Below are 25,236 nucleotides of genomic sequence, written 5' to 3'. Positions count from 1 at the left end.
ACTATGAGCACGCGTTACGATGTGATTCGTTCCCATCCGTTGTCAGCACAGGTTAGCCTGCACCGCTTCCGACAGGGTCTACCATTGATGGTATCGATGGAGGACGCGGCCGAAGACGTGATGACCGACTTTCGTCGGGTCGAGGTCAAAACCGCTACTCCGGATATGGCCATGGATGCCGCTTTGCAGAAAATGATTCATGCCGGTGTTCGTCTTTTGGTGGTCGCCCAGGACGATCGAGTTATGGGGGTGGTAACGGCGCGCGACATCATGGGTGAGAAGCCGGTGAAGATCGTCTCCGAGGAACGCATCGCCCACAATGATTTAACCGTATCCCATGTGATGTCGCGGCAAGCGGAGATGACCGTGATTAACTACGCTGATGTGTTAACGGCGCGCGTCGGTGATGTTGTGGAAACGTTGAGTGCCGCGCAGCGCCAGCATGCGCTCGTGGTCGAGTATGAAGGTGAGGCGGAGATAGTGCGTGGCATGTTCTCGCTGACGCAAATTGCGCGCCAGTTGGGCGTTGAAATTAGCCCTGAGGGTCCAGTGCAAAGTTTCGCTGAGATCGAGCAGCTGATTAATCGAGGTTGAGGCGACCCAGGGGATTGTTCGGGTCCAGACCTTCGCGGAAAGGCTTTTTACGATCCACATGGGTTAACTGATAGACGTGGCCGATCCAGTTGTTGATCACCGCCTCGGCGGTATCATGCCAAGTGTTGTCCAAAGCAGCACTAATCAATTCCTCGGGAAAGGCGGGTGAACTACGCCCAGTTTCGCGGGCATCGATCAAAGCCAGGCGGTATTCTTCCAGTATCGCTTGGCTGCGCTGGCTGAAATAATGCGCCACCATGGACGGATAATCTTCACGCTCCCCCGCAGCAAAGCGCGCCACTTCTCGTTTGTACTCTTTCAGCAGACTGATGATGTCGTATTCCGGATGCCCCTGAAAAAACACGAGACGAAACTGATCTTCACTGACCGCTAGGTGCACGCCGGCTTCCTCACTTTCTACCAAGACTTTGACGCCTGCGGCATCGAATTGATCGCGAGATATATCGTTGAAACGTGAGTGCGGCACATCAAAGCGGGTGTTCACACCATTAACCAGCGGATGGGTGCGATCCACCACATAGTGTGGAAACACGCCCCAGCACTTATGGCCCAGCGCGCGTCGCGTTTGGCCGTAGCGAAATTGCATGACGGCATGGGTGGCCAGACAGGAACATAAGCTTGAGGTGACATTGTCATAGGCCCAATCAATCACCTCAATCAATGGCTGCCAGAACGCCTCCAGCGATAAATCCGGCTGAGTCACATTGGCACCGGTGATAATCAAGGCATCTAAACCTTGATCCTGAATGGCTGCCCAAGGTTCATAGTATTTCTCGATATAGGCTTGAGCCTCAGCGCCCCGCGGGAGCGCATCGAGGGTGAATGGATGCACATAAAACTGGGCGATCTGGTTGCTTTCACCAATCAGTCTGAAGAATTGGCGTTCGGTAGCCGCCAGGGCCTTATCCGGCATCATATTGAGCAAGCCAATATGCATCGCGCGAATGTCCTGTTGCAGCGCGAAGCGATCGCTCAGGACCGTCTGGCCCTCTTGTTTGAGGCGGTTGAAGGTGGGCAGAGGGCTGTGGGCAACCAGTGGCATGCAAACTCCTTAGCCGCGTTTCAAGGCTGTCATGATCAGCGCGTTGAACTCATCTTCGGTTTTCACCTCGGCCAGTTCATCGGTGGTAATGGTATAGCCATAGCGCTCAGCCAGTGCCTCATAGCGTGGCAGACGGTCACGAAACAGTCGCGGGAAGGTCCAGCGCACAAAGTCATCGGGATTAATTTGCGCGACGTAGTCCAAGCGCTTGGCAGTGAGGTAGGCATGGAGTTCGCGGTCCAGAAAGTCTTCACGATAATACATGGGCTTAGGGCTTTGCTCGGCGCGCCGGATCAGTTCGAGCTCATTGTCGGCGGTCGCCTTGATGTAAATGATCAGCGTATGTTCAGCCAGCAGTTCCATGACGCCAGGGTCATCTAACTCACAGACGCTGCCTCCGGCATCATTAATCACATGTTCAAAGCCAAAAATTTCATGGGCTTTGCGAATAAAATCCGGCACATCGCGCATGGCGGAGACTTCAGCGTCGTGATGCAGCCGTTGCCGACGTTTGAACTCAGGCAGCGAAAGGCCGCCCGATTCAGGGTTGCCTAGCTTGCCGAGAAAAGTGGAGACTGGCTGCAGATTGTCGACGGAAAGATTATTGACGATGCTAATCGAGTCGGAGCGCAGCAAATCCCGCATTAAAGGGATGGTCATGACCTGGCTTTTGATGTTGTCGAGGATGGCCTCGTCCAAATAACGCGTGCCGATGCGATAATCGCCTGAATAATGAAACCAGTGCGCGCGTCGCAGCAAATGGGCCAAGCGTGTTTTACCCACGCCCGACATGCCCAGCAGCGTGATTGATTTCTGCTGCCAGTGTTCATACTGATGGGCGGTAATTCTCAAGAGCGGATTAATCCTTAAGGTCTTTTAACACTATTTTACGTGAATGCGCCGGCGCGTATAGCATATCCTACGCGCATGCCGATTTTGACCTTACAAGATATTCAGCTCAGTTACGGGCCTGTCCCGCTACTTGATGGGATACAACTCAGCCTTGAGTCGGGTGAGCGTGTCGCCTTGGTGGGCCGCAACGGTATGGGAAAATCGACGCTGCTGAAAATCATCAGTGGTGAGATCCAACCCGATGATGGCCGAGTCATGCGCTCGCAAGATCTGGTTGTGGCTCGCCTTGAACAAGCGGTTCCCAAAGGGCAAACCGGCTCGGTCTATCAGGTGGTAGCGGCTGGTCTGGGTGAGCTCGGTAGCCTGATTGCTGCCTATCACGAAACCGCCCAACGCGTGGCGGAGGATCCCAGCTCCCAAAATCTAGAGTTGTTGGAACGTCAACAGCATGCTCTAGAGGCAGGCGATGGCTGGTCCTTAGAGCAGCGGGTAGCGACTGTGCTATCGCGTTTGGGTTTGGATGGTGAGGCTGATTTTGTTGCCTTGTCCGGGGGCTGGCAGCGCCGGGTGTTGCTGGCCAGAGCGCTGGTGGTGGAGCCGGATGTGTTGCTATTGGATGAGCCTACCAACCATCTGGATGTGGAAGCTATTGAGTGGTTGGAGTCGAGTCTGCCGGCTTTTCCAGGCGCTTTGCTGTTCATCACCCATGATCGGGCTTTTTTGCGCAAACTGGCCACCCGCATTATCGAATTAGACCGTGGTCATTTGCATGATTGGCCAGGTGATTATGACCTGTACCTCCGGCGTAAAGCCGAGGCTTTAGAGGTCGAGGCGCGCGAACAGGCTTTATTTGATCGTAAATTGGCGGAAGAAGAAGCCTGGATACGACAAGGCATCAAAGCTCGCCGTACGCGCAACGAGGGTCGTGTCAGGGCACTCAAGGCATTGCGCGCGGAAAGGGCGCAACGCCGAGACCTGATGGGTAAAGCCCGCTTGCAGTTACAGGCCGCCATTCCTTCGGGACGTTTGGTGATCGAAGCCGAGAATTTGGGCTTCAGTTACGCGGGGCAGCCATTAATCAAGGATTTCTCTACGCTTATCATGCGCGGCGATAAGGTGGGTGTTGTCGGCCCTAATGGGGTAGGCAAGACCACTTTGCTGCGGCTCTTACTGGGTCAGTTGCAGCCACAACAAGGTCAGGTGCGTCTTGGCAGCAAGTTGGAGGTTGCCTATTTCGATCAGCATCGTCAGGCCTTGGATGAGACAGCCAGCGTGGCCGACAACGTTGGCGAGGGTCGGGATCGTGTCAGCCTAGGTGGCCAGACTCGCCATGTTCTCTCTTACTTGCAAGATTTTCTTTTCGCCCCCGCGCGTGCGCGACAGCCTGTAAGTGCCTTGTCCGGCGGTGAGCGTAATCGTCTGTTATTGGCCAAGCTGTTTTTGCGACCCGCCAATGTACTGGTTTTGGATGAGCCCACCAATGATTTAGATGTAGAGACTCTAGAAGTTTTAGAGTCTCGCGTTGTTGAGTTTCCTGGCACCGTTTTGGTGGTCAGTCATGACCGTGATTTTCTCGATAATATCGCCACCAGTATCATCGCCTGGGAGGGCCCAGGGCGCTTTGTTGAGTCGGTTGGGGGATACAGTGACTGGTTACGCCAGCGCTCAACTGTCAATAAGACAGCCTCTACCAAACCAGATCCCGCGGCAGCATCACCAGTAGCGAAGCCTAGCGCTGCAAAATCATCGAAAAAAATGAAGCTTGGGTATCGAGAGCAGCAAGAATTGACTAGCCTACCTGCTGAGATTGAGGCATTGGAAGCCAGGCTGGAGCAGTTGCAGACCCAACTGGGTGACCCCGAGTTTTATCGGCAGCAGAGTGAGCAAATCACGCAGACTCAGGCGAAATTAGCGCAGGTAGAGGCAGATTTGGAGGCTGCTTACGCGCGCTGGGCCACATTGGAGGCCATGGATTAGGTCAGATTTACAAGTTTTTAGTGATTATCTATGGTAAGCGAGCTGTGAAGCGGATAAACTGCAATTGTGTAGTGGTGTGCGTTACTTCGTTAATCGTCGGTACAAACGCTCTGCATGTTGCTGTATTTTCCTGATTATGATTGAGGTTAGTTCGATGTCTACCGGTACTGTGAAGTGGTTTAACGAAACGAAGGGCTTTGGTTTCATCGCCCCGGAAGATGGGGGTGCCGACGTGTTCGTGCATTATTCTGCGATTTCTGCTGATGGTTTCAAAACCCTAGGCGAAGGCCAGAAAGTCAATTACGAAGTCCAGCAGGGCCCCAAGGGACTGCAGGCTGTCAACGTCACTGTTGCCGGCTGATTTCCAAATTTGAGGAAGCCCGCTTCGGCGTTTGTCGAAGCGGGTTTTTTTATGTCCGTGGGTTTTAGCCGATCAACAAACCCGTAGGAGTGGAACGCACGCTGGTCTCGCCATTGAGCCACTGCTCGATAGTGCTGCCAGCCAGTGCGTGGCGCCAGCCGTGACCGAGGCGCGACTGAGCGTCGCCCAAGACCCACTGCTCAACGTCTTTGCGACTGGCAATGCCCGCTGTACTGATGCCATGGTGCTCTGCCTGATGACGCAGTAAAGCCATGGCGACATCCACCTTGGATTCTTGCGCAGGCGTCAAATGACGCCGTTCTGGCAGTCTGGGGCGCGCCTGTTCAGGCATGGCTTGTGCCTCGCTAATCGCCGCTAAAATGGCTGCGCCATGGCGTTCCACTTGTTCAGGTTTCAGCCCGCGAATCTGCGCCAGCGCTTGGCTATTCTTTGGGGGGCGGCGGGCGCAGTCGATGATGATTTCATCGGCCAGGATCCATCGCCGCGGACGATTGGCTTGCATCGCGGTTTTTTCACGCCAAGCAGACAGCATTTGAGCAATCGCCAACTCACCTCGGCTCCTTAATTGAGATAGGTTTTTCAGGCGTTGCCAAACCGCCTCGGGCGCTGGGGCATAGTTCTTGCCGTGAGCTAGGGCAATGAAGTCTTCACTTAGCCAGTCTAGGCGGCCAGCCCGAGCCAGCTGATCATGCAGACGCTCGTAGGCCCTGGCTAAATAAATCACATCATCGGCGGCATAGCGCAACTGGCCCTGATCCAGTGGGCGTTTGGCCCAATCTGTACGGGTATGCGATTTATCGAGCTGGACATTTAATAGGCTATCGACCAATTTGGCATAGGAAATTTGATCACCCAAACCCATGAGCGAAGCGGCGATTTGGGTATCAAATAGGGGCGATGGCAGCTGCCCGGTTTGATGCCAGAAAATCTCAAGATCTTGGCTGGCAGAGTGCAGCACTTTGAGCATGTGGGTTTGGCCCAGCAGTTCCCAAAGAGGTGACAAGTCCTCAATGGCCAAAGTATCGATACAAACCGCCTGATCGGTATCGCCAATCTGCACTAAGCACAGCTGCGGATAATAGGTCTTCTCGCGGATGAATTCAGTGTCCAGGGCCAGCCAAGGCTTCTTGGCCCAGTCCTGACAGATCTGAGCCAAGACGGCTGACTGGTCAATAAACTGCACTTCCTGCATGATGAACTCCGGTCTTCTCAATGGCTTTGCGCATGATGCCCTATTTTCGTTTGTCCGCTCAGGTTTGCTGCGTGATCGGCCTATTTTTTATGACGATGCCGACGCTGGCCGATTTCCGTCTGGCTCCTGAGGGCGGCTGGCAGGCGCCTCACGGACAGCAGCATCCTTTGCTGGGCCATGTTTGGTTAACTGCTGCAGCGCGCCCGGTGGACGTAGAGCTCTGGCAGGAGCAGTTGAGCCAAACGCAATATCTGCTGTTGGGAGAGGTTCACGATAACCGCGATCATCAAGCTTTGCATCGCCTTATTCTGCTCAGTTTGGCCCATCATGAGAGGCGAGCTTCCCTAGCTATGGAGATCTTCGACTTAGATGATCAGCCCGTCATCGATGAGCTGCGGGCTCGCGGCCCTGTTGAAGCCGATGCTGTAGCAGAAGCGGTGGGGATGAGTGACCGTGGCTGGCCTTGGCCATTTTCTCGCGCCACCGTGCAATGGGCTTTAGATAATCAGCTGCCACTAATCGCCGCCAATCTGTCCATGTCCGATGCCATGCAGGTGGCCCGTCAGGGCGCCGAGACCCTGTTAAGTGAGGCGCAGCTCGCCGCATTGAAACTGCCTGAGTCTTGGAATTCCGATCGGGAGCAAGCGCTGACCGAGCAAATCATCGATGCGCATTGTGGCTTTCTACCGCCACAGCACGCCGGTGGCATGGTTATGGCACAGCGGGTGCGTGATGCGATCATGGCGCGCGAGCTCATGGCTGCATCGGGACAGCCGGCGGTTCTCATCGCCGGCAATGGTCATGTGCGCCAAGATTTGGGCGTTCCTGTGTATTTAATGACGCATAGCTCCCAGGCCAGTGTCTTAAGCATCGGCTTGGTGGAGGTGGATGCGGATAAGCCAGAAGCTATGGATTACAGCGCGCTGCAACAAGCACTTTATGACATCGTGATATTCACCACCCGGCAACGCATTACTGACCCCTGTGATGATTTCCGTGAACAGTTGGAGAGACTGCGCCAGTGAACCCGGGTTGATTCAAAGATCCAGGCACCATCGGCGACGTACGCCTCTGAGCGTCACAAATATCAGCGGCCAAAGCAGCATACTGGAAGCAATAGGGGCCCAATACAACCAGCTTTCCGGCGGTTGGCCGGTAATGCCGTAGACCCACAATACGACGAGGAGGTACAGGCCCAGTAAAGCACCAATGCTGATGGCCTGTTGCCACAGGGGATGCAGGCGAATGCGTTGGTGCAAGCGCAGGCCCAGCAGGGTGATTAAGGCCAAAGCCATGGCATGTTGGCCCAGCAAGGCGCCTTTAGCCACATCCAAAAACAGTCCAGCCAGCCAAGCTGTGCCAATGCTGTAGCGTCGCGGCAAGGCCATCGACCAGTAGAGCATGGTCATGGCCACCCATTCAGGACGCCAAGGTGCTGCCCAATCTGGCAGGGGAATGATGGTGAGAATAAGCGCCAAAACAAAAGTGGCGGGAATCACCAACAAGATGGCACGCAAACCCATCAGGCGTCCTCATCCGTAGCGGCCGGTATGGGCGGCTCAAGAGCCTCGCCTGGCCACAGCAATAGGACCTCACGACTGCGGTCCAGGCGCGCCAAGGGCTCTGCTTCGACTCGTGCAAACGCTGAACCAAGGGGGCGTTCAATCTGCGATATGCGGGCTACAGGGTAATCGGCTGGGAAGCGACCTCCCAATCCAGAGGTGCTGACGATATCGCCAATTTCCAGGTCTTCACTTACCGGAATAAAGCGCAGCTCTAGCCGTTCTGGGTGTCCTGTGCCGATAACCAGAGTGCGCAATCCCGTGCGATTGATCTCGACTGGTAGAGCGTGGCTGGGATCCGAGATCAGTAAGGCCACGCTATGAGTGGGATGCACCTCAAGAATTTGGCCAACGACGCCATCAGCGTTAATTAGCGGCTGGCCGGGGTAAACATCATCCCCTGCCCCTTTGTTCAAAACGACTTGCTGCCGGAAGGGGTCGAGGTCTACTGCCATCAGACGTGCAATCAATACACGGTCTTCAAGGCGGGCCGAGGAGTCTAACAGTTGCCGCAAGCGTTCATTCTCAGCAGCCAAGGCATCCATATTCAGCTGCCGCACTCGCAGATGCGTCATGTCAGCTCGTAGTTCCCGGTTCTGGGTGATGAGGCGGTGTCGGCTGGCGAGTTGTTCACTGGTCCAGTGCGAGATACGCAAGGGTGAGTCAGCGGCGTATTGCACCGGAAAAAACGCGATAGCGATGAGGCTGCGCAGTTGTTCCACATGCTGATGTCGATGGTCCATCGTCATCAGCGTTAAAGACAGAACAGCAAGCAACAAAAACTTGACCGCGGGAGGCGTGCCCAGTTTAAACAGCGGCTGTTTGATGGCCAGTCCTCCTGAGGTGCTTATTCAAGCGACAGGAATTCAGCCCCACGCTCATCCAACATTTCAAGCATTTTCCCACCACCGCGCACCACGCAAGTCAGCGGATCATCTGCCACCAGCACCGGGATGCCGGTCTCTTCCATAAGCAGGCGGTCTAGGTCACCCAGTAGGGCGCCGCCACCGGTGAGTACGATACCGCGCTCGGCGACGTCAGAGCCTAATTCCGGTGGCGTTTGCTCGAGTGCGGTGCGCACTGCGCTGACAATGCCATGCAAGGGTTCCTGCAGTGCTTCTAGAATTTCATTACTGTTGAGCGTAAAGGCGCGGGGGATCCCTTCAGCCAAATTTCGGCCTTTAACTTCGATTTCTTTGAGCTCTTTGCCGGGGTAGGCAGAACCAATTTCATGTTTGATGCGCTCGGCAGTGGCTTCGCCGATCAAAATCCCATAATTACGGCGTACATAGGAAGAAATCGCCTCGTCAAAGGTGTCACCGCCGATGCGCACGGATGCCGAATAAACAATCCCGTTTAAAGACATCACGGCCACTTCTGAGGTGCCCCCGCCGATATCCAACACCATCGAGCCACGGGCTTCATCCACAGGGATTCCAGACCCTACAGCAGCCGCCATGGGTTCTTCCACCAGATAGACCCGACGGGCGCCAGCGCCAGCAGCAGATTCACGGATCGCGCGTCTTTCCACTTGTGTGGCGCCGCAGGGCACGCAAACCAAAACGCGCGGACTGGGCCGGAAGAAGCGGTGCTGATGCACCATGCGAATGAAGTACTGCAACATCTTTTCTGTGGTGGTGAAGTCGGCAATCACGCCATCTTTCATCGGGCGGATCGCCTGGATATTTTCTGGTGTGCGGCCGATCATGCGCTTAGCAGCTGTGCCGACGGCTTCCACGGTACGCGGACCGCCCGGGCCTCGATCTTGGCGGATGGCAACCACTGAGGGTTCGTTAAGCACGATACCTTTGCCACGCATGTAAATCAGCGTATTGGCGGTGCCTAGGTCGATGGCGATATCGTTAGAAAAAACCCCAAGGGCGCGTTTGAGCATATCGGAAAAGGGCTCTGCAAGACGGGCGGAAAAAACCAAATGACCCGGTACTTTACCAATGCCAAAGGGCTTTGGGCAAGTTCTCAAGTGTGTTAGCTTACTGCACCTTATGCCAGTCATTTTTCCTTGGGAGGCTCAATGTCCCTGTCTGCTGATGAAGTCAGGAAGATCGCGCATTTAGCGCGCCTGCAAATCAAAGACGCCGATGTGCAGTCTTACGCGGAGAATCTCTCCGCCATTTTGGCTTTCGTGGAGCAAATGGATACGGTGGATACCGCCGGCGTCAAACCCATGGCGCATCCCTTGGATATGTCTCAGCGCTTGCGCCCCGATGAGGTTACAGAGACAGACCAACGCGTTGATTTTCAGCGCCATGCCCCGGCAGTTGAGGCCGGTCTTTACCTGGTTCCCAAGGTCATTGAGTGACCCGTTTTGGATGCCCGCATGTACGATAAAACTCTTGCCCAATTGGCTGATGCTTTGAATGCTGGGGATGTTTCCAGTGTTGAGCTGACTGAACATTTTCTCGAGCGTATTGAGCGTTTGGACACACAGCTCAATAGCTTTATTACGGTGACCGCTGAAGAGGCGATGACGGCCGCTAAGGAGGCTGATGCGCGTCGTGGCCGTGGCCAGGCCAGTCGCCTCACCGGTGTGCCGATCGCGCAGAAAGACATCTTTTGCACCCAGGGCGTTCGTTCCTCCTGCGCCTCGCGCATGCTCGATAATTTTATCTCGCCCTACGATGCCGGCGTGGTTGAGCGCTTTAAGGCAGAAGGCTGCCCGATGTTGGGCAAAACCAATATGGATGAGTTCGCCATGGGCTCATCCAACGAGACCAGTTTTTATGGCTCGGTGAAAAACCCCTGGGACGTAGAGCGTGTCCCGGGCGGCTCCTCAGGTGGATCTGCCGCTGCCGTGGCAGCGCGTCTGGCGCCAGCGGCCACCGGCACAGATACTGGTGGGTCCATCCGCCAACCTGCGGCGCTAAATGGCATCACGGGGCTGAAACCCACCTATGGCCGCGTGTCGCGCTGGGGCATGATTGCCTTTGCTTCCAGCTTGGATCAGGGCGGCCCTATGGCGCAAACCGCTGAGGATTGCGGGTTGCTGCTCAATGTCATGAGTGGTTTTGATCAACGCGACTCCACTTCATTGCAACGCGACCCTGAGGATTTCACACGTGCTCTGGGGAATTCGCTCAAAGGGCTGCGCATGGGTTTGCCCAAGCAGTTTTTTGCTGAGGGTATGGATGCCGGGGTGGCGGCTGCCTTGGAGTCAGCCATGGCCGTGTATCGGGATTTGGGCGTGACGTTTACCGAAGTGGATTTGCCGAACTCGGGACTGGCAGCGCCGGCGTATTATGTTGTGGCTCCAGCTGAGTGCTCCTCGAATCTGGCCCGCTTGGATGGCGTGCGTTACGGCTATCGCTGCGAAGATCCCAAGGACTTGATGGATTTGTACACGCGTTCCCGAGGCGAGGGCTTTGGTGAAGAGGTGAAACGTCGCATCATGATTGGGACCTATGCGTTATCCGCAGGTTATTTCGATGCCTATTACCTCAAGGCGCAAAAGATTCGTCGCCTGATCGCTGATGATTTCGCCCGGGCTTTCGAGTCTGTGGATTTGATTTTCGCGCCGACCACGCCCACCCCGGCGTTTCGCCTCGGCGAGAAAACCGATGACCCGATCACTATGTATCTCTCGGATATCTACACTATCGCTGTGAATCTGGCGGGTCTGCCGGCGATGTCGTTGCCGGCTGGATTTGTCGATGAGCTGCCGGTGGGTATGCAATTGATCGGTAACTATTTCGATGAGTCGCGCCTGTTAGGGGCGGCGCACCAATACCAACAGCAAACCGACTGGCATCAGCGCCTGCCAGCGGGCTTTGGAGCTTGATCACCATGACCTGGGAAACTGTGATTGGCCTTGAGATCCATGCGCAGCTGGCCACGCGCTCAAAGATTTTCTCTGCCGCTGCCACCGCTTACGGCGCAGCGCCCAATACCCAGGCTTGTGCCGTGGATCTGGGGTTGCCCGGGGTGTTGCCGGTGCTCAATGGTGAGGCGGTGCAGATGGCGGTTAAGTTGGGCCTGGCCATAGGCGCCGAAATCGCGCCGCGCTCGGTGTTCGCCCGCAAGAACTATTTTTATCCGGACCTCCCCAAGGGTTACCAGATATCACAGTATGAGTTGCCGGTAGTTTCCAGTGGCGAGATCGAGATCGAGCTGGAAGATGGGCAGACCAAGCGTATTGGCATTACCCGCGCGCATTTGGAAGAGGATGCCGGTAAGAGCTTGCATGAAGATTTTCATGGCATGAGCGGTATCGATTTGAATCGCGCCGGCACGCCTTTGTTAGAAATCGTTTCTGAGCCGGATTTGCGCTCGGCCAAAGAAGCGGTGGCTTACATGAAAAAGCTGCATTCTCTGGTGCGTTATCTGGGGATTTGCGATGGCAATATGCAGGAGGGTTCATTCCGCTGCGATGCCAATGTCTCGATTCGGCGCGCGGGGTCCACTGAATTTGGTACGCGCACCGAAATCAAAAACCTCAATTCCTTTCGCTTTGTCGAAAAAGCCATTGAGTATGAAGTCGAGCGCCAGATTGATGTGATCGAAGGCGGCGGTTCGGTGGTGCAAGAGACCCGTTTGTATGATCCCGACAAGGGCGAGACGCGCTCGATGCGCTCTAAAGAAGAAGCCAATGATTATCGCTATTTCCCCGATCCAGATTTGCTGCCTTTGGATATCGACTCGGGCTTCGTAGAATCCGTGCGCGCTAGCTTGCCGGAGTTACCCGATGAGAAAAAACATCGATTCATGACCCATTATGGTTTATCCGCCTACGATGCTGGGGTGCTAACCGCCAGCCGTGAGATGGCCGATTACTACGAAGTCGTGGTGAAAACTGCGGCGGGCCAGGCCAAGTTGGCGGCTAACTGGGTGATGGGTGAGTTCTCCGGGGCATTGAACAAAGACGGCTTGGACATTGGCGCCAGTCCAGTGTCGGCCACTGGCTTGGGCGGGCTTTTAAGCCGCATCCATGATGAAACCATTTCGGGCAAGATCGCCAAAGAAGTATTCGAGGCCATGTGGGCCGGCGAAGGCAGTGCCGATGACATTATCCAAGCGCGTGGTTTAAAACAAATCACGGATACAGGCGCGATCGAACAAATGATCGATGAAGTGATCGCTGCCAATCCCAGTCAGCTGGAGCAGTACCGTAGCGGTAAAGACAAGCTGTTTGGCTTTTTTGTCGGTCAGGTCATGAAAGCGACCGCTGGTAAGGCCAATCCCGCTCAGGTTAACGAGCTGCTTAAGAAGAAACTGCAGGGCTAGCGCAAACCGGGCAATGCGGGTCTTTTTTGACCCGCAAGCTGCGCCAATCCATGCGCAGCGCATCCAACACCATCAGTTGCCCACAGACCGTCGGCAGGCCCAATAGCCACTTCAAGGCTTCAGTGGCCTGAAGGCTACCCATGACCCCGGGCAGGCTAGCCAGCACGCCGGTTTGGGAGCAGGTCTCAGCTTCGGCCTCTCCCTCGTCGTAGAGGCAGTGATAACAGGGGCTGTCGGCTTGCGTCGGGTCGAATAGACTCAGCTGTCCTTCAAAACGAATCACAGCGGCCGATGCCAGCGCCGTGCCAGTCGCAAAGCACGCGCGATTGACCATAAAGCGCGTGGCAAAATTGTCACTGCAGTCCAACACAATATCCACATCCGCCAAGTGATTTTGCAGCTGAGCTAGATCCAGCTGTTGGTCTAGCGTGCGTATCTCAATCAGCGGATTAATGGCCCTTAAGGCCTGAGCGCCCGAGTCTACCTTGGGCTGGCCGATGCGGTCGGTGCTATGAATGATTTGTCGCTGCAGATTGGACAGCTCCACCGCATCAAAATCCACTAGGGTCAGGCGCCCCACACCGGCGGCAGCAAGATATAGCGCTGTAGGGCTACCCAGTCCACCCACTCCCAGGATCAATGCGTGGCTCGCACCAAGCTTTTCCTGACCCTCAATGCCCACTTGTGGCAGGAGTATCTGTCGGCTGTAGCGCAGCAGCGCATCATCGTCCAAGGTGCTTGCCCTCTTGCTGCTCCAAAAAGTCGGTTAACTGACCAGTTTGGCGGCTTGCTGATCGGCGTGATACGACGAGCGCACCATGGGCCCGCTGGCCACTTGGGAGAAGCCTAGTTCCTCAGCAATGCGAGCCAGTTCGTCAAACTCTTCTGGAGTAACGAAACGTTCCACTGGCAGATGATGCCGAGACGGTTGCAGATACTGCCCCAAGGTCAGCATTTCACAATCATGGGCGCGCAAATCCTTCAAGACTTCAACCACTTCGTCATTGGTTTCGCCCAGACCCAGCATGATGCCAGATTTGCTGGGTACCCCAGGATGGCGTTGTTTGAACTGCTGCAGTAAATCCAAGGACCAGTCGTAGTCGGCTCCCGGTCGGGCCTTGCGATAAAGCCGCGGAACGGTCTCCAAATTGTGATTAAACACGTCGGGGGGAGCCTGTTCGAGAATATCCAAGGCTACCTGCATGCGGCCGCGGAAGTCCGGTACCAAGGTCTCGATACGAATCCCTGGGCTCTTCTCACGGGTTTCGCGGATGCAGTCCACAAAGTGTTGGGCTCCGCCATCGCGCAGATCATCTCGGTCTACTGAGGTAATCACCACATAGTTCAGGACCATGGCAGCAATGGTGCGCGCCAAATTAATCGGCTCTTGGGGATCCAGAGGGTTAGGCCGCCCATGAGCGACATCACAAAAGGGGCAACGTCGAGTACAGATGTCGCCCATGATCATGAAGGTGGCTGTGCCATGGCCAAAGCACTCACCCAGATTCGGGCAGGCCGCCTCTTCACAGACGGTATGCAGCTGATTTTCACGCAGGATGCGCTTGAGGCGCTGTACCTCAGGGCTGCCATGGGTACGTGCCCGAATCCAGTGGGGCTTGCGCAATGGTTGTTCGGTTGGGGCAATCTTTACCGGGATACGCGCGACTTTTTCTGCCGCTCTTAACTTCTCCCCCCGTTCTGGACGCCGCGTGGCGGTCATGCTGCCTCCTCAGGGGTTCGGGTGCGCATCGATAGGGCGTGCAAAGCACCACTGGCGATATGTTCTTGCACCGTGGCATTGACCATCTGGTGACGCTTGATTCGGCTTTGCCCGACGAAGGACTCGCTGATGATTTCAGCATGAAAATGGCCATCAGAGCCGGTCACCACCACTTCAGCATCCGGCAGTCCTGCTGCAATCATTTCTTGAATCAAATCCGCATTCATCCGTTTCGCCACTCGCTGTTATCGTCTCACTGTGAGAAGGATCATAACGGATCATTGCCCTGCGCGTCATGAGCACAGTCTGTGGGGTTTTGCTTTGCTGGAGGCAGCGCTGAGCGCGTGTTAAACTGCGCGCCTTAGCGCCCGTAGCTCAGCTGGATAGAGTACTGCCCTCCGAAGGCAGGGGTCACTGGTTCGAATCCAGTCGGGCGCGCCATTCTCGCACCGGATAGGCGCAATGGTCTGGCTGACCTAAGTATGCTAGCTTCCTTGCCCATGAAGATACTTCTCATCACATTACTCGCTATGAGCGGTATGTGCTTGGCCGCAGCCTCAGATGCAGAGCCGCCGTTTTCTTCTCAAGATACCGAAGATTGCGTGGCTCAGGCCACTGCCCAATCTCTCAACTTGGGTGACCATGCTGTTTTGGCGTGTGTGGGCCGTTCAGCGCAGGCTTGTATGATGACCCCCAGCGGTGGTTCGACCCTCGGCATGATGGCATGTCTGGATGCGGAGCTGGAGTATTGGAATGAGCGGCTGGAGACAGCCTACGTGGCCCGTTTGGCTATGGCGAAAGCTCAGGAAGGGGAAGGTCTGAACTTGCGCGGCACAGCTCTCTCTTTGCAACAGACTTTGCAAGCCACCTATGACTCTTGGCTGGCATTTCGCGAAGCAGCTTGCCTGTATGAACAAGCGCAATGGTTTGGCGGTAGTGGCGGTGGACCGGCTACTCTTGCCTGTTACTTGCACGAGACGGCGCGTCAAACTCTCAAATGGGAGGGCTGGTGGGCGCATTGAAAGCGCTGATCGTGCTGTTGGGCTTGCTATTAAGCGGCTGCGCTTCACTCACACCCGTTTCTCAAGATGGCCCGCCAGAGCCTGATTGGCAAACGGATGCCGCCGCGTGTCATTGGGTTTGGCAGGAAAATGATCTGCTGGGTTTGTGGTCCGAAGTATGTGAACTCAACACCGGGCGCTGGGAGTTAGAGTGGGATGAAACCCAGCAAGCATTCCTTATGCTGCACGATGGCGTTGCTCAAGACATTGTGGTGCAGGTCTTCTTTTTACACGAACCTTTGGGGCTCGCTGGTTTGCCTACGCGCCTCGTTGCAGCCGGTTATCTCAATAATGCGACCGACTGTGCGCTAACACCTATTGCTCTGCGACCCGCGCCTCGTACCATGATGTTTTACCAGTTCATGCCCTGTGATCCTCAGGCATTTGCGCCCACAGAGGATGGTCAGGTCCCCGAGCCGCAATGTGGTCCTTACGGAGCGTCTACCCACGGTGTCCGCTATTTCATCACTGATCTGCGCTGGCCCGATAGGGCCATTTATGTCGATGAAGGTCAGGAACGTTTCCTGTTTGATGCTCGGACCATCACGCCCATTCGTTGAGTCCCTTTGCTTGAAGAAAGGACTGCGTTCGTGAGCCCGACCTCATGGCAGTTCTGGGTGATTGGCTTATCGATGGGCTTGCTCAGCGGTGTGGGTTTGCGTTTGGCGCTGATTCGTCTAACAACGTTGATGGGCGAGCCTGAGGCGGTCGGTTCTGAGCAGGCGGTGGAATCCATTCGCCTACCCAAGCTATGGCCCGAAGGCTTGGCGATCGCACTAACCCTAGCTCTATTGTCTTGGTGGGGCGCTACGCCTACTTTTTTTGCTGCGGTTATTTTGTTGACCACGCTGGTCACGCTGGCGCTGATCGATTACCGCTATTATTTGCTGCCTGACCTGATCACCTTGCCGCTGCTTTGGTTGGGTTTGGTTGTGAATCTCTTCGGAGTATTCACCGATCTTGCCAGCGCGGTCGTAGGAACGGTCGCCGGATATCTCAGCCTCTGGGCGGTCTATCACATTTTTTTGCGTCTCACTGGCAAGGCAGGCATGGGGCATGGAGACTTCAAAATGCTCGCCATGCTGGGCGCTTGGCTGGGCTGGCAGGTTCTTCCCCAACTGTTGCTAATCGCCGCTTTGAGCGGCGTGGTAGTGGGTTTGGCTCTGCGCTGGGTGGGACGCATGGGTCAGGAGCAGCCTTTGCCCTTTGGCGTGTTTCTGGCTTTGGCTGGTGTCATACAGCTGTTGTTGACAGCTTAAAAAAAGCCCGGCCTTGCGATAAGCCTGATATAAGGCATAGGAGCACGGTTTTTTCCTTTACAGCTCAGGCTTTCTCAGCGAAAACAGAACCTAAGATCGTTCACCTTTAGGGAGCCGAGCTGTGACTGAAAAAGTCGACAAGGTAGAGGAAAGCAAAATAGAAACCTCCGCCAAACGTGTTACGAAAAGAAACCCATCGAATCAATGGCAGCAGGAAAAAGCAGCCTTGGAGGCCGAGCTTCAAGCGCTCAAGAAATCCGATGATCAGGCTGTATTAAAGCGTCGTGCTGAACAGGCCCTAAAGCCCTACCAGGCTGAGCTGATTCGTATGCAAAAGCACCTCGAAGAGACCAATCAGCGCATGATTATCTTATTCGAAGGCCGAGATGCAGCAGGTAAAGGCGGCACGATTCGGCGTGTGACGCGTTACATGAACGAAAAGAATTATCGGGTGGTGGCCTTAGGTAAACCTTCAGATCAACAGCGTTCGCAATGGTTTTTCCAGCGCTATGTTGAACAGTTTCCAACTGGCGGTGAGCAGGTCTTATTTGATCGCAGCTGGTATAACCGCGCGATGGTGGAGCCTGTCTTTGGTTTTTGTACGCCCGAGGAATATGAGAACTTCATGCATGGCGTGGTCGGTTTTGAAAAAGACTTGGTGCGTCAGGGGACTATCCTCATCAAACTGTATTTCAGTGTGACGAAAGAGGAACAAGCGCGTCGATTCGAGCGTCGTAAAACGGATCCACTGCGTCAATGGAAGCTCTCGGAAATTGATGTTCAGGCCCAGGATCGTTGGGACGACTTCACGCATCAGAAATATGAAATGCTGCGCCGGACCCATACCTCATGGGCGCCGTGGAGCATCATTCGTTCCAATGACAAAGCCAGAGCACGCTTAAATGCCATGAAGGTGATTCTCAACTCAGTGGATTACCCGCGTGCCGATCCCAAGCTGGATTTCGTACCCGACCCGAAAATCGTCGTGTCTGGGGCGCGTGAGCTGGAAAATATGGATGCGCAAATGTTGCGCGAGGGCCGCTTTACGGTTTGAATGCGGTTTATGGCGCATTAACCGGAGGTCTTCATGTTTGATGACATGGGTCGCGAGCGACTGCGCGGTCTGTATGTGACCGCTTGGCGTAAATACCAAGCCGGAGAATCCCTCGAACCCCTAGAGCAGCAGATTGCTCAGTTGGTCGCTGTGCATCCTGAGTATCATGGCCTGCTGGAGGGGGATGCCGAGGCGCTGCGTGAGGAGCTCTCCAGTGGTGATGTGCATAATCCCTTTTTGCACATGGGGATGCATCTGGCTATACGCGATCAAGTGGGTATGGATCGCCCTGCTGGCATCGCCGCCATCTATCAAGCTTTAGTGAGACGTCTGGGGGACTTGGAAGCCGAGCATGCGATGATGGAATGCCTCGGTCCAGTGCTCTGGGAAGCCGGTCGATCGGGTCGGATGCCCGATGAGATGGCCTATCTGGAATGCCTGAAAAAGCTGTGATCATGGCCAGAAAACCCCTGCTGATTATCAAAACCGGAAAACGCATCGACTCTTTGGCCGATCATGCCGGAGATTACGAACACTGGATTGCGCAAGGTATGGGTTGGCCTTGGTCTGAGGTGCGGGTTGCCGATGTGCAGCTGGATGCGCGTCTGCCGGATTATCGTGACATCGCTGGAGTGGTGATTACGGGCTCGGGTTCGATGGTGACCGAGCAGGCCGATTGGATGAACAGCACGGCGCAGTGGCTAAAACAAGCCGTCCCCAGTGGCTTGCCCTGTTTGGGGATATGTTTTGGTCATCAAATCCTAGCGCATGCCTTGGGAGGCCAAGTGGACTACAACCCACGCGGGATTGAGGTAGGTAGTGTTTCTTTGTCTTGTTTGCCAGCCGCGCATAACGACGCACTATTCGCTGCTTTTTCGCCGCAGTTTGTTGCCCAAGTCAGCCACAGTCAGTCGGTGATCGAGTTGCCTCCAGGCGCGGTTCACCTCGCAGAGAGCGCGCTGGAGAAGCATCACGGCTTTCGTTGGGGCGAGCGAGCTTGGGGGATCCAGTTTCATCCCGAATTTGACGAAACAATGATTCCGCATTTCATCGAATACTATCGCGCGCGGCTTGCAGATCAGGGTGTGTTTGCCGATGAGCTACTTAAGGGGGTCATGCCGGGACCGCAAAGCCAGCAGCTGCTTACGCGTTTCGCCAGCCTGGTTTAATGCCTGCGCCTACACCCCGGGCGCTATTGTCGGTAGAATCTTCGCTCCAAGAACATGGCGGCGACAAGCCGGGACCCCAGAATTTTGAAACAGCAGATTCAAGCACTTTTTGAGCAGGCCTTACAGGCATTGGTAGAAGCCGGTGATTTGTCCGCCGATCACGGTATCCCGGTGCAGCTGACCCGCAGCCGCGATCCGGCGCATGGTGATTTTGCCTGTAATATCGCCATGCAATTGGCCAAGCCTCTGCGCGCTAAACCCCGTGATATCGCTACGCGCATCAGCGAGCTGCTTCCCGAGAATGACAATCTCACCCGGGTAGAGATTGCCGGGCCCGGGTTTATCAATGTGTTTTTGAGTGAGATCGCCAGACTAGCCGTTGTCCCCGCGGTTCTTGCCTCCGGGAAGGATTATGGCAAAAGCCAAATGGGCCAGGGCCGCCGCATTCAAGTGGAATTTGTATCCGCCAATCCCACTGGCCCGCTGCACGTCGGCCACGGCCGCGGAGCTGCCTATGGTGCGGCAGTGGCGGACCTTTTGGAGGCCGTGGGTTTTGATGTGCATCGTGAGTACTACGTGAATGATGCTGGTCGCCAGATGGATATCTTGGCAACCAGCGTCTGGCTGCGTTACCTCGAGGCCTGTGGCGTGGTATTTCCTTTCCCCACCAATGCCTACCGCGGTGACTATGTGCGCGATATCTCCGCTGTTTTGCATCAAGAACATGGCAGCGACTATGCGGTGACCAACGAGGCACTTCTGGACGGTTTGCCGGACGATGAGCCTGAGGGTGGGGACAAAGAAATTTATATCGATGCTCTGATCGAGCGCGCCCAGAACTTGCTGGGCGAGAACCGCTATCGCTATGTGTTCCAGCTAGGCTTGAATACCATTCTTGACGATATTCGTGATGATTTGGCCGAGTTCGGTGTGACCTATGACACTTGGTACTCCGAGCGCGGCTTGACGGAAAAGGGTTCGGTGAACCGCGCCCTTGAGTTACTGCGCGGTCATGGCCATATCTATGAGCAAGACGGCGCGCTGTGGTTTCGCTCCAGTGATTTTGGCGATGAGAAAGATCGAGTGGTGCAGCGTGACAATGGCCAGACCACGTATTTCGCCTCGGACATCGCCTATCATTGGGAGAAGTTCGAGCGCGGTTATGAGCGCGTGATCGATGTCTGGGGCGCGGATCACCACGGTTATGTGCCGCGGGTAAAAGCGGCGCTGAGCGCGCTGGGACAGGATCCGGCCAAGCTCGATGTGCTGTTGGTGCAGTTTGCGATTCTTTACCGGGGTGGTGAGCGTGTGCAGATGTCCACCCGCTCGGGCAGCTTTGTCACCCTGCGTGAACTGCGTGATGAGGTAGGCAAAGATGCGGCGCGGTTTTTTTATGTGATGCGCCGTTGTGAACAGCATTTGGACTTTGATTTGGACTTGGCTAAATCGGAGTCTGCCGATAATCCCGTGTATTACATCCAGTATGCCCACGCCCGGGTCTGTAGTGTGCTCAGGCAACTGCCCGCCAAGGGTTTAACGCATGATTCTCAGCGCGGGTTACAGCAGCTGCAGGGCCTCAGTGAAGACCACGAAGCAGCGCTGCTGGCCAGTTTGGCGCGCTATCCCGAGGTGGTTGAGGCCGCTGCCCTGGCTGAGGAGCCGCACCAAATCGCGAATTTCTTACGTGAGTTGGCCAATGAGTTTCATACCTACTACAACGCGCATCAGTTCTTGGTGGAAGAGGCGGACCTGCGAGATGCCCGCCTGTGTCTCATCTGCGCGGTACGGCAGGTTCTGGCCAATGGCTTGCATCTGTTGGGTGTGTCAGCGCCGGAGGAAATGTAGTGTCACCGCCCCGTCAGGCCAGTCGGCGTCGACAAAGCCAGCCCAGTCAGCCCTTACCCGGTTGGCTTTGGGGCTTGGGCGGGCTGTTGTGCGGTGTGCTGATCACTGCATGGATGTTTGTGGACAGTCAGGGGGGCGCTGAATTGACGGGGGCGCAGGATGCCGCTGAGCTAGCCCCTGCTGAGGGTGCGGTGCGTCCTCGCTTTGAATTTTATACCCTGTTGCCGGAGCTTGAAGTGGTCGTGCCCGAGGTTCCCACGCGCCCACGCGCAGCCAATGAGCCGCCGGCCCCTCCTGCTGCGGTGGAACGTCCCGGCACCTATATTCTTCAGGCCGGTTCTTTTCGCTCCACCGAAGAAGCCGATAGGATGCGGGCCAGCCTTGCTTTGCTGGGTGTGCAATCCAATGTGCAGGCCGTCACAGTCGATACTGACACATGGCATCGGGTGCGGATTGGACCCTTTACTGATTTGGGCGAGCTGAACCAGATGCGCGATCGTTTGCATCGTCATGATATTCAAACCTTGATGGTCCGTCTGGCTACGGATGCCTGAGCATCCGTCAGCGATTACATTTCCGGAAGACCTGCCTGTTAGTCAGCATCGGCAGGAGATTGCCGATCTGATCGCTGCCCATCAGGTGCTTGTCCTATGTGGCGAGACCGGTTCAGGCAAGACCACGCAGCTACCTAAGATTTGTTTGAGTTTAGGCCGTGGCCAGAATGGTCTGATCGGTCATACACAGCCTCGCCGCATTGCCGCGCGCTCGGTTGCTACGCGTATTGCTGAGGAGCTAAAAGTCCGGCTAGGTGGACGGGTTGGCTTCAAAATGCGTTTCGCCGACCATGTGGGTGCGGATTGCCAGATCAAGCTGATGACCGATGGCATATTGCTGGCGGAGCTGCGCGCTGATCCGAAGTTGCGCGCTTACGGCACCCTGATCATCGATGAAGCGCATGAGCGCAGTCTGAATATCGATTTCCTGCTGGGTTATCTCAAGCGCTTATTGCCCAAGCGTCCTGATCTCAAACTGATTATCACCTCGGCAACCCTTGACCCCGAGCGTATCGCTGCCCATTTTGGCCAAGCTCCTATTTATGAGGTGCCGGGTCGCAGCTATCCCGTGGAGGTTCGTTATCGGTCGGTTCAAGGTGAAGCCGAAGCACAGCCAGACCGGGATTTAAATCAAGCCATTATCGATGCGGTTGATGAACTCGCGGCCGAAGGCGAGGGCGATGTCTTGGTATTTTTGCCGGGTGAACGAGAGATTCGCGAGGCAGCAGAGGCTCTGCGCAAGCACCATCCGCGTCACACAGAAATTCTACCGTTATATGCGCGCTTGTCGAGTGCAGAACAGCAGCGAATTTTCACCCGTCATGTGGGTCGCCGCGTGGTGCTGGCGACCAATGTGGCGGAAACCGCCTTAACCGTGCCGGGGATTCGCTATGTTATTGATTCAGGTCTGGCACGGCTGGCTCGCTATGCGTGGCGCTCGCGGCTGCAACGTTTATCACTGGAACCGATTTCTCAGGCATCCGCGCAGCAGCGGGCTGGCCGCTGTGGCCGCCTGGGCCCAGGAATCTGTATCCGTCTCTACGCAGAAGAGGATTTTGATCTACGGCCCATGCACACCGATCCGGAAATCCTGCGTTCGAATCTGACATCGGTGGTTCTACAAATGGCGCATCTGGACTTGGGAGACCCACAACAATTCCCCTTTATTGATGCACCCGATCCGCGACTGATTCGTGATGCGTTTAAACTGCTAGAGACCCTGCGCGCTGTGGATGCGCAACACCGCATCACCCGGCATGGAAGGCGTTTGGCCCGTCTGCCGCTGGATCCCAGCTTGGCGGCTATGTTATTGGCAGCGGATGAACAACAAGCATTGGCCGAGGTGAGCCGTATTGTTGCCTTGTTGGCCATCCAAGATCCGCGTGAGCGCCCCGCTGAAAAACGCCAAGCAGCCGATGAAGCGCATGCTCAATGGCGCGTGCCCGGCTCAGACTTTTTGTCCTATCTCAGCCTTTGGGAGGCATGGCAGGAGCAGTCGCGACATCTTTCTCAGCGGAAGCTGCGTGACTGGTGCAAAAGCCATTATTTGTCTTTCTTGCGCATGCGGGATTGGCAGGATCTTCTGGGGCAGTTGCGGCGCTATCATGGCGAGCTGGGTTTGAAAGAAAATACCCAACCGGCAGAGCCCGCAGCCATTCATAAAGCTTTGCTGACCGGCCTGATTAATCAGGTCGGGGTAAAAACCGAAAAAGGCGATTATCTGGGTGCGCGTAATCGTCGCTTTGCGATCCACCCCGGGTCAGGTCTTTTTAAATCCAATCCAGCTTGGCTGATGGCGGCCGAGATCGCGGAGACTACCCGGGTTTATGCTCGGGAGTGCGCGGCCATTCGTCCTGAGTGGATCGAATCGGTGGCGCCGCACTTACTCAAACATCACTACTTTGAACCGCATTTTCAGCCGCGCCGCGGCACGGTGGGAGGCTTTGATCGAATTACCCTGCACGGCCTGGTGGTGCATCCCAAAAAGCGCATTAATTTCGCCACGGTTGATCCTCAAGAATCACGCCGGGTATTTATTCGCGAGGGCTTGGTCGCCGGGCGGTTGCGCAGTGACTCAAAGGCTTTAAAACATAATCAGGCGCTGATTGAATCCATCGCTGATTTAGAGGCTAAAGGTCGCCGCCGTGACCTGCTGGTGGATGAACAAGTGCTTTATGATTTCTATGACGCTCGCCTACCAGACTCGATCGTCGACGCGGCGCATTTCGAGGCTTGGCGCAAACGCATCGAACGGGACCAGCCACAGTTTTTGATTTTGCAGCGCGATGCTTTGTTGCAAACCGAGGCTCCTGTAGATAGTCAACGTGACTTCCCCGATGTGCTGGAAATCGCCGGTCTGCGCTTACCGCTTTCTTATCGTTTTGAGCCGGGTCACAACGCTGATGGAGTCACTCTGCAGATTCCCTTGGCGGCGCTCAACGGCCTGCCAGATGATGTCGGTGATTGGTTGGTGCCAGGGTTGTTGGAGGAAAAACTCACAGCGCTGATCAAGAGTCTGCCCAAAGCCATACGCAAGCAATTCGTTCCCGCTCCAGAGTTTGCGAAAGCGGCATTGGGGCGTTTGGGTAAGCCCGAAGGCGCCCTGCTGCCGGCACTGAGCCAAGTATTAGATGCCATCACCGGCACCGCCGTAGCCGCGGATCAATGGCGTCCTGAACAACTTGAGCCGCATTTGCGGATGCGTTTTGAGGTGCTCAGTCATGAGGGCAAACCTCTGGCTAGCGGTCGGGATTTAGCAGCGCTCAAAGCCCAGTTATCCGGGCAGGCTCAGGCCAGCTTTGCCGAGCAGCGGCCGTCGAATTGGGAGCGAGATGAGATCAGCGAATGGGATTTTGGGACCCTAAAGCCGTGGGTGGATTTCGATCGTCATGGCGCGACTTTGAGGGCTTACCCGGCTTTGGTGGATAAGCAGAGTTCAGTGAGCTTGGTGCTGGCGGATAGCCCTGAAAAAGCCCAACAACTGCATCGCGGCGGGCTGCGCCGGCTGTTTATGCTGGGCGCCCGCGAGCCGGTGAAATACTTGAGCCGACAATTGCCCAATATCCAACAGCTGTGCCTGCGCTATGCGCCGATTGATCGCTGTGAGGTGTTGAAAGAGGAGATTATTTTTCGTGCCGTGGAACAGGTGTTTATGGTCCAGCCATGGCCTGTTGATGCCGATTCTTTTCATGCCAGGCTGGACGCTGGTCGCGGCGAACTGGTTGCGGTCACTGGAGAGGTTTGTGCGCTCTTAGATCGAGTGTTTGAGGCTTACACTCAGCTGCGCGCGCAGTTAAAAGGATCGCTGCCGCTGTCATTGATTGAGGCAGCAGCAGATGTTCAAGATCAGCTTGCTCATCTGTTGTATCCGGGCTTTTTATTGCAGACTCCGGCACACTGGTTGCAGCAGTATCCCCGTTATTTGCAGGCCATGAGCCGCCGTTTGGAAAAAGCTGAGGCTGCTCCCGATCGCGATCGACGCCTGCGGGTAGAGCTATTGCCTCTGTGGGAGGACTGTAAACATCGCTTGGCGGCCTACAAGGACGATGTGCTGGATGAGCAAGATGCGCAACAGGCAGCGCTTATCGCCTATCGTTGGCGCTTAGAAGAGCTGCGGGTCTCTGTTTTTGCTCAGGAGCTGGGCACCCAAGAAAAGGTGTCCCTAAAGCGCTTGGAAGCAGACCGTCAGGCCTTATCGCAAGCAGCGAAATGACT

Annotated in this window: 25 protein-coding genes and 1 tRNA gene; 17 read left to right on the top strand and 9 right to left on the bottom strand. The window is 55.6% G+C overall.

Annotation, left to right across the window (positions count from 1 at the left end; all coding sequences use genetic code 11):
* Positions 1-3 precede the first annotated feature (3 nt).
* The gene (locus tag CKX93_RS03890) at positions 4-594 is read left to right on the top strand and encodes a CBS domain-containing protein (RefSeq protein ID WP_076755398.1); all 591 of its coding nucleotides are present in this window, start codon (positions 4-6) and stop codon (positions 592-594) included.
* Here the strand turns inward: CKX93_RS03890 and metA are convergent.
* A complete protein-coding gene (metA, locus tag CKX93_RS03885) occupies positions 581-1,657 on the bottom strand; it encodes a homoserine O-succinyltransferase MetA (RefSeq protein WP_076755397.1) in 1,077 nt (358 codons plus the stop codon). The two genes, CKX93_RS03890 and metA, sit on opposite strands and share 14 nt — an antisense overlap.
* Positions 1,658-1,666: 9 nt before the next feature.
* Positions 1,667-2,509 (bottom strand): ATPase, encoded by an 843-nt coding sequence (locus CKX93_RS03880; RefSeq protein WP_076755396.1) that lies wholly within the window; start codon positions 2,507-2,509, stop codon positions 1,667-1,669.
* 75 nt (positions 2,510-2,584) lie between these two features.
* Between CKX93_RS03880 and uup the strand changes: the two genes are divergently transcribed.
* Together uup and cspE are read left to right on the top strand one after the other, a co-directional pair.
* Positions 2,585-4,486, top strand: coding sequence for an ATP-binding cassette ATPase Uup (gene uup, locus CKX93_RS03875; protein WP_076755395.1), 1,902 nt, complete (start codon positions 2,585-2,587; stop codon positions 4,484-4,486).
* 154 nt (positions 4,487-4,640) lie between these two features.
* Complete coding sequence (gene cspE / locus CKX93_RS03870; RefSeq protein ID WP_076755394.1) at positions 4,641-4,847, top strand: transcription antiterminator/RNA stability regulator CspE; 207 nt, start codon at positions 4,641-4,643, stop codon at positions 4,845-4,847.
* Between the two features lie 64 nt (positions 4,848-4,911).
* Here cspE and rnd read toward each other — a convergent pair whose 3' ends face one another.
* Positions 4,912-6,060 carry a ribonuclease D gene (rnd, locus tag CKX93_RS03865; RefSeq protein WP_076755393.1) on the bottom strand — a complete coding sequence of 383 codons (1,149 nt, stop codon included), beginning with the start codon at positions 6,058-6,060 and terminating at the stop codon, positions 4,912-4,914.
* 32 nt (positions 6,061-6,092) lie between these two features.
* Between rnd and CKX93_RS03860 the strand changes: the two genes are divergently transcribed.
* Positions 6,093-7,085 carry a ChaN family lipoprotein gene (locus tag CKX93_RS03860; protein WP_159435522.1) on the top strand — a complete coding sequence of 331 codons (993 nt, stop codon included), beginning with the start codon at positions 6,093-6,095 and terminating at the stop codon, positions 7,083-7,085.
* A 12-nt stretch (positions 7,086-7,097) separates the two neighbouring features.
* Here the strand turns inward: CKX93_RS03860 and mreD are convergent, their stop codons facing one another.
* The 3 genes from mreD to CKX93_RS03845 are packed head-to-tail and all read right to left on the bottom strand — an operon-like array spanning position 7,098 to position 9,516.
* On the bottom strand, positions 7,098-7,583 hold the full coding sequence (mreD, locus tag CKX93_RS03855) for a rod shape-determining protein MreD (RefSeq protein ID WP_076755391.1): 486 nt from the start codon (positions 7,581-7,583) through the stop codon (positions 7,098-7,100).
* Positions 7,583-8,428, bottom strand: coding sequence for a rod shape-determining protein MreC (gene mreC / locus CKX93_RS03850; RefSeq protein ID WP_268753140.1), 846 nt, complete (start codon positions 8,426-8,428; stop codon positions 7,583-7,585). Before mreC ends, mreD begins: the two co-directional genes overlap by 1 nt.
* A 41-nt stretch (positions 8,429-8,469) precedes the next feature.
* Positions 8,470-9,516 (bottom strand): rod shape-determining protein, encoded by a 1,047-nt coding sequence (locus CKX93_RS03845; protein WP_076755389.1) that lies wholly within the window; start codon positions 9,514-9,516, stop codon positions 8,470-8,472.
* 138 nt (positions 9,517-9,654) lie between these two features.
* Here CKX93_RS03845 and gatC point away from each other — a divergent pair, with 138 nt between their 5' ends.
* The 3 genes from gatC to gatB are packed head-to-tail and all read left to right on the top strand — an operon-like array spanning position 9,655 to position 12,860.
* Positions 9,655-9,942, top strand: a complete 288-nt coding sequence (gene gatC / locus CKX93_RS03840; RefSeq protein WP_076755388.1) for an Asp-tRNA(Asn)/Glu-tRNA(Gln) amidotransferase subunit GatC — start codon at positions 9,655-9,657, stop codon at positions 9,940-9,942.
* Positions 9,943-9,960: 18 nt separating this feature from the next.
* Positions 9,961-11,418, top strand: coding sequence for an Asp-tRNA(Asn)/Glu-tRNA(Gln) amidotransferase subunit GatA (gene gatA / locus CKX93_RS03835; protein ID WP_076755387.1), 1,458 nt, complete (start codon positions 9,961-9,963; stop codon positions 11,416-11,418).
* Positions 11,419-11,423: 5 nt separating this feature from the next.
* Entirely contained in the window at positions 11,424-12,860 is a 1,437-nt protein-coding gene (gatB, locus tag CKX93_RS03830; RefSeq protein ID WP_076755386.1) for an Asp-tRNA(Asn)/Glu-tRNA(Gln) amidotransferase subunit GatB, read from the top strand.
* Here gatB and CKX93_RS03825 read toward each other — a convergent pair.
* The 3 genes from CKX93_RS03825 to CKX93_RS03815 are packed head-to-tail and all read right to left on the bottom strand — an operon-like array spanning position 12,838 to position 14,807.
* Positions 12,838-13,593, bottom strand: a complete 756-nt coding sequence (locus tag CKX93_RS03825; RefSeq protein WP_076755385.1) for a HesA/MoeB/ThiF family protein — start codon at positions 13,591-13,593, stop codon at positions 12,838-12,840. The two genes, gatB and CKX93_RS03825, sit on opposite strands and share 23 nt — an antisense overlap.
* Before the next feature lie 33 nt (positions 13,594-13,626).
* On the bottom strand, positions 13,627-14,580 hold the full coding sequence (gene lipA, locus CKX93_RS03820) for a lipoyl synthase (RefSeq protein ID WP_076755384.1): 954 nt from the start codon (positions 14,578-14,580) through the stop codon (positions 13,627-13,629).
* The gene (locus tag CKX93_RS03815; protein ID WP_076755383.1) at positions 14,577-14,807 is read right to left on the bottom strand and encodes a BolA family protein; all 231 of its coding nucleotides are present in this window, start codon (positions 14,805-14,807) and stop codon (positions 14,577-14,579) included. The genes lipA and CKX93_RS03815 overlap by 4 nt, the downstream gene beginning before the upstream one ends.
* Positions 14,808-14,944: 137 nt before the next feature.
* Here CKX93_RS03815 and CKX93_RS03810 point away from each other — a divergent pair.
* The 10 genes from CKX93_RS03810 (at position 14,945) to hrpA (ending at position 25,234) form a co-directional block, all read left to right on the top strand.
* Positions 14,945-15,021 (top strand) — tRNA-Arg (locus CKX93_RS03810).
* 59 nt (positions 15,022-15,080) lie between these two features.
* Positions 15,081-15,602: a lysozyme inhibitor LprI family protein gene (locus CKX93_RS03805; protein ID WP_076755910.1), complete on the top strand. Its 522-nt coding sequence runs from the start codon at positions 15,081-15,083 to the stop codon at positions 15,600-15,602.
* Entirely contained in the window at positions 15,590-16,201 is a 612-nt protein-coding gene (locus tag CKX93_RS03800) for a hypothetical protein (RefSeq protein ID WP_076755382.1), read from the top strand. Before CKX93_RS03805 ends, CKX93_RS03800 begins: the two co-directional genes overlap by 13 nt.
* A 30-nt stretch (positions 16,202-16,231) precedes the next feature.
* The gene (locus CKX93_RS03795) at positions 16,232-16,900 is read left to right on the top strand and encodes a prepilin peptidase (protein WP_076755381.1); all 669 of its coding nucleotides are present in this window, start codon (positions 16,232-16,234) and stop codon (positions 16,898-16,900) included.
* 121 nt (positions 16,901-17,021) lie between these two features.
* On the top strand, positions 17,022-17,954 hold the full coding sequence (gene ppk2, locus CKX93_RS03790; protein ID WP_084178651.1) for a polyphosphate kinase 2: 933 nt from the start codon (positions 17,022-17,024) through the stop codon (positions 17,952-17,954).
* A 33-nt stretch (positions 17,955-17,987) separates the two neighbouring features.
* Entirely contained in the window at positions 17,988-18,407 is a 420-nt protein-coding gene (locus tag CKX93_RS03785; protein ID WP_076755380.1) for a DUF1841 family protein, read from the top strand.
* The gene (locus tag CKX93_RS03780) at positions 18,389-19,123 is read left to right on the top strand and encodes a glutamine amidotransferase (RefSeq protein WP_234982803.1); all 735 of its coding nucleotides are present in this window, start codon (positions 18,389-18,391) and stop codon (positions 19,121-19,123) included. Before CKX93_RS03785 ends, CKX93_RS03780 begins: the two co-directional genes overlap by 19 nt.
* Before the next feature lie 84 nt (positions 19,124-19,207).
* Entirely contained in the window at positions 19,208-20,968 is a 1,761-nt protein-coding gene (argS, locus tag CKX93_RS03775) for an arginine--tRNA ligase (protein ID WP_076755379.1), read from the top strand.
* Positions 20,968-21,522 carry an SPOR domain-containing protein gene (locus CKX93_RS03770; protein WP_076755378.1) on the top strand — a complete coding sequence of 185 codons (555 nt, stop codon included), beginning with the start codon at positions 20,968-20,970 and terminating at the stop codon, positions 21,520-21,522. Before argS ends, CKX93_RS03770 begins: the two co-directional genes overlap by 1 nt.
* Entirely contained in the window at positions 21,515-25,234 is a 3,720-nt protein-coding gene (hrpA, locus tag CKX93_RS03765; RefSeq protein WP_084178650.1) for an ATP-dependent RNA helicase HrpA, read from the top strand. Before CKX93_RS03770 ends, hrpA begins: the two co-directional genes overlap by 8 nt.
* Positions 25,235-25,236 lie beyond the last annotated feature (2 nt).

The organism is Ectothiorhodosinus mongolicus (assembly GCF_022406875.1).
In the GTDB taxonomy this organism is placed as follows: Bacteria; Pseudomonadota; Gammaproteobacteria; order Ectothiorhodospirales; family Ectothiorhodospiraceae; genus Ectothiorhodospira; species Ectothiorhodospira mongolica.
The sequence above is the reverse complement of the archived record's forward strand: the minus strand, read 5'-3'. Positions and strand labels throughout refer to the sequence as shown.

Bases quoted from the DNA above. Each gene is read 5' to 3' on its own strand.
- CKX93_RS03890 (WP_076755398.1), top strand. From the start codon at position 4: ATGAGCACGCGTTACGATGTGATTCGTTCCCATCCGTTGTCAGCACAG.
- metA (WP_076755397.1), bottom strand. From the start codon at position 1,657: ATGCCACTGGTTGCCCACAGCCCTCTGCCCACCTTCAACCGCCTCAAA.
- uup (WP_076755395.1), top strand. From the start codon at position 2,585: ATGCCGATTTTGACCTTACAAGATATTCAGCTCAGTTACGGGCCTGTC.
- cspE (WP_076755394.1), top strand. From the start codon at position 4,641: ATGTCTACCGGTACTGTGAAGTGGTTTAACGAAACGAAGGGCTTTGGT.
- rnd (WP_076755393.1), bottom strand. From the start codon at position 6,060: ATGCAGGAAGTGCAGTTTATTGACCAGTCAGCCGTCTTGGCTCAGATC.
- CKX93_RS03860 (WP_159435522.1), top strand. From the start codon at position 6,093: ATGATGCCCTATTTTCGTTTGTCCGCTCAGGTTTGCTGCGTGATCGGC.
- mreD (WP_076755391.1), bottom strand. From the start codon at position 7,583: ATGGGTTTGCGTGCCATCTTGTTGGTGATTCCCGCCACTTTTGTTTTG.
- CKX93_RS03845 (WP_076755389.1), bottom strand. From the start codon at position 9,516: ATGCTCAAACGCGCCCTTGGGGTTTTTTCTAACGATATCGCCATCGAC.
- gatC (WP_076755388.1), top strand. From the start codon at position 9,655: ATGTCCCTGTCTGCTGATGAAGTCAGGAAGATCGCGCATTTAGCGCGC.
- gatA (WP_076755387.1), top strand. From the start codon at position 9,961: ATGTACGATAAAACTCTTGCCCAATTGGCTGATGCTTTGAATGCTGGG.
- gatB (WP_076755386.1), top strand. From the start codon at position 11,424: ATGACCTGGGAAACTGTGATTGGCCTTGAGATCCATGCGCAGCTGGCC.
- lipA (WP_076755384.1), bottom strand. From the start codon at position 14,580: ATGACCGCCACGCGGCGTCCAGAACGGGGGGAGAAGTTAAGAGCGGCA.
- CKX93_RS03815 (WP_076755383.1), bottom strand. From the start codon at position 14,807: ATGAATGCGGATTTGATTCAAGAAATGATTGCAGCAGGACTGCCGGAT.
- CKX93_RS03805 (WP_076755910.1), top strand. From the start codon at position 15,081: ATGAAGATACTTCTCATCACATTACTCGCTATGAGCGGTATGTGCTTG.
- CKX93_RS03785 (WP_076755380.1), top strand. From the start codon at position 17,988: ATGTTTGATGACATGGGTCGCGAGCGACTGCGCGGTCTGTATGTGACC.
- CKX93_RS03780 (WP_234982803.1), top strand. From the start codon at position 18,389: ATGCCTGAAAAAGCTGTGATCATGGCCAGAAAACCCCTGCTGATTATC.
- hrpA (WP_084178650.1), top strand. From the start codon at position 21,515: ATGCCTGAGCATCCGTCAGCGATTACATTTCCGGAAGACCTGCCTGTT.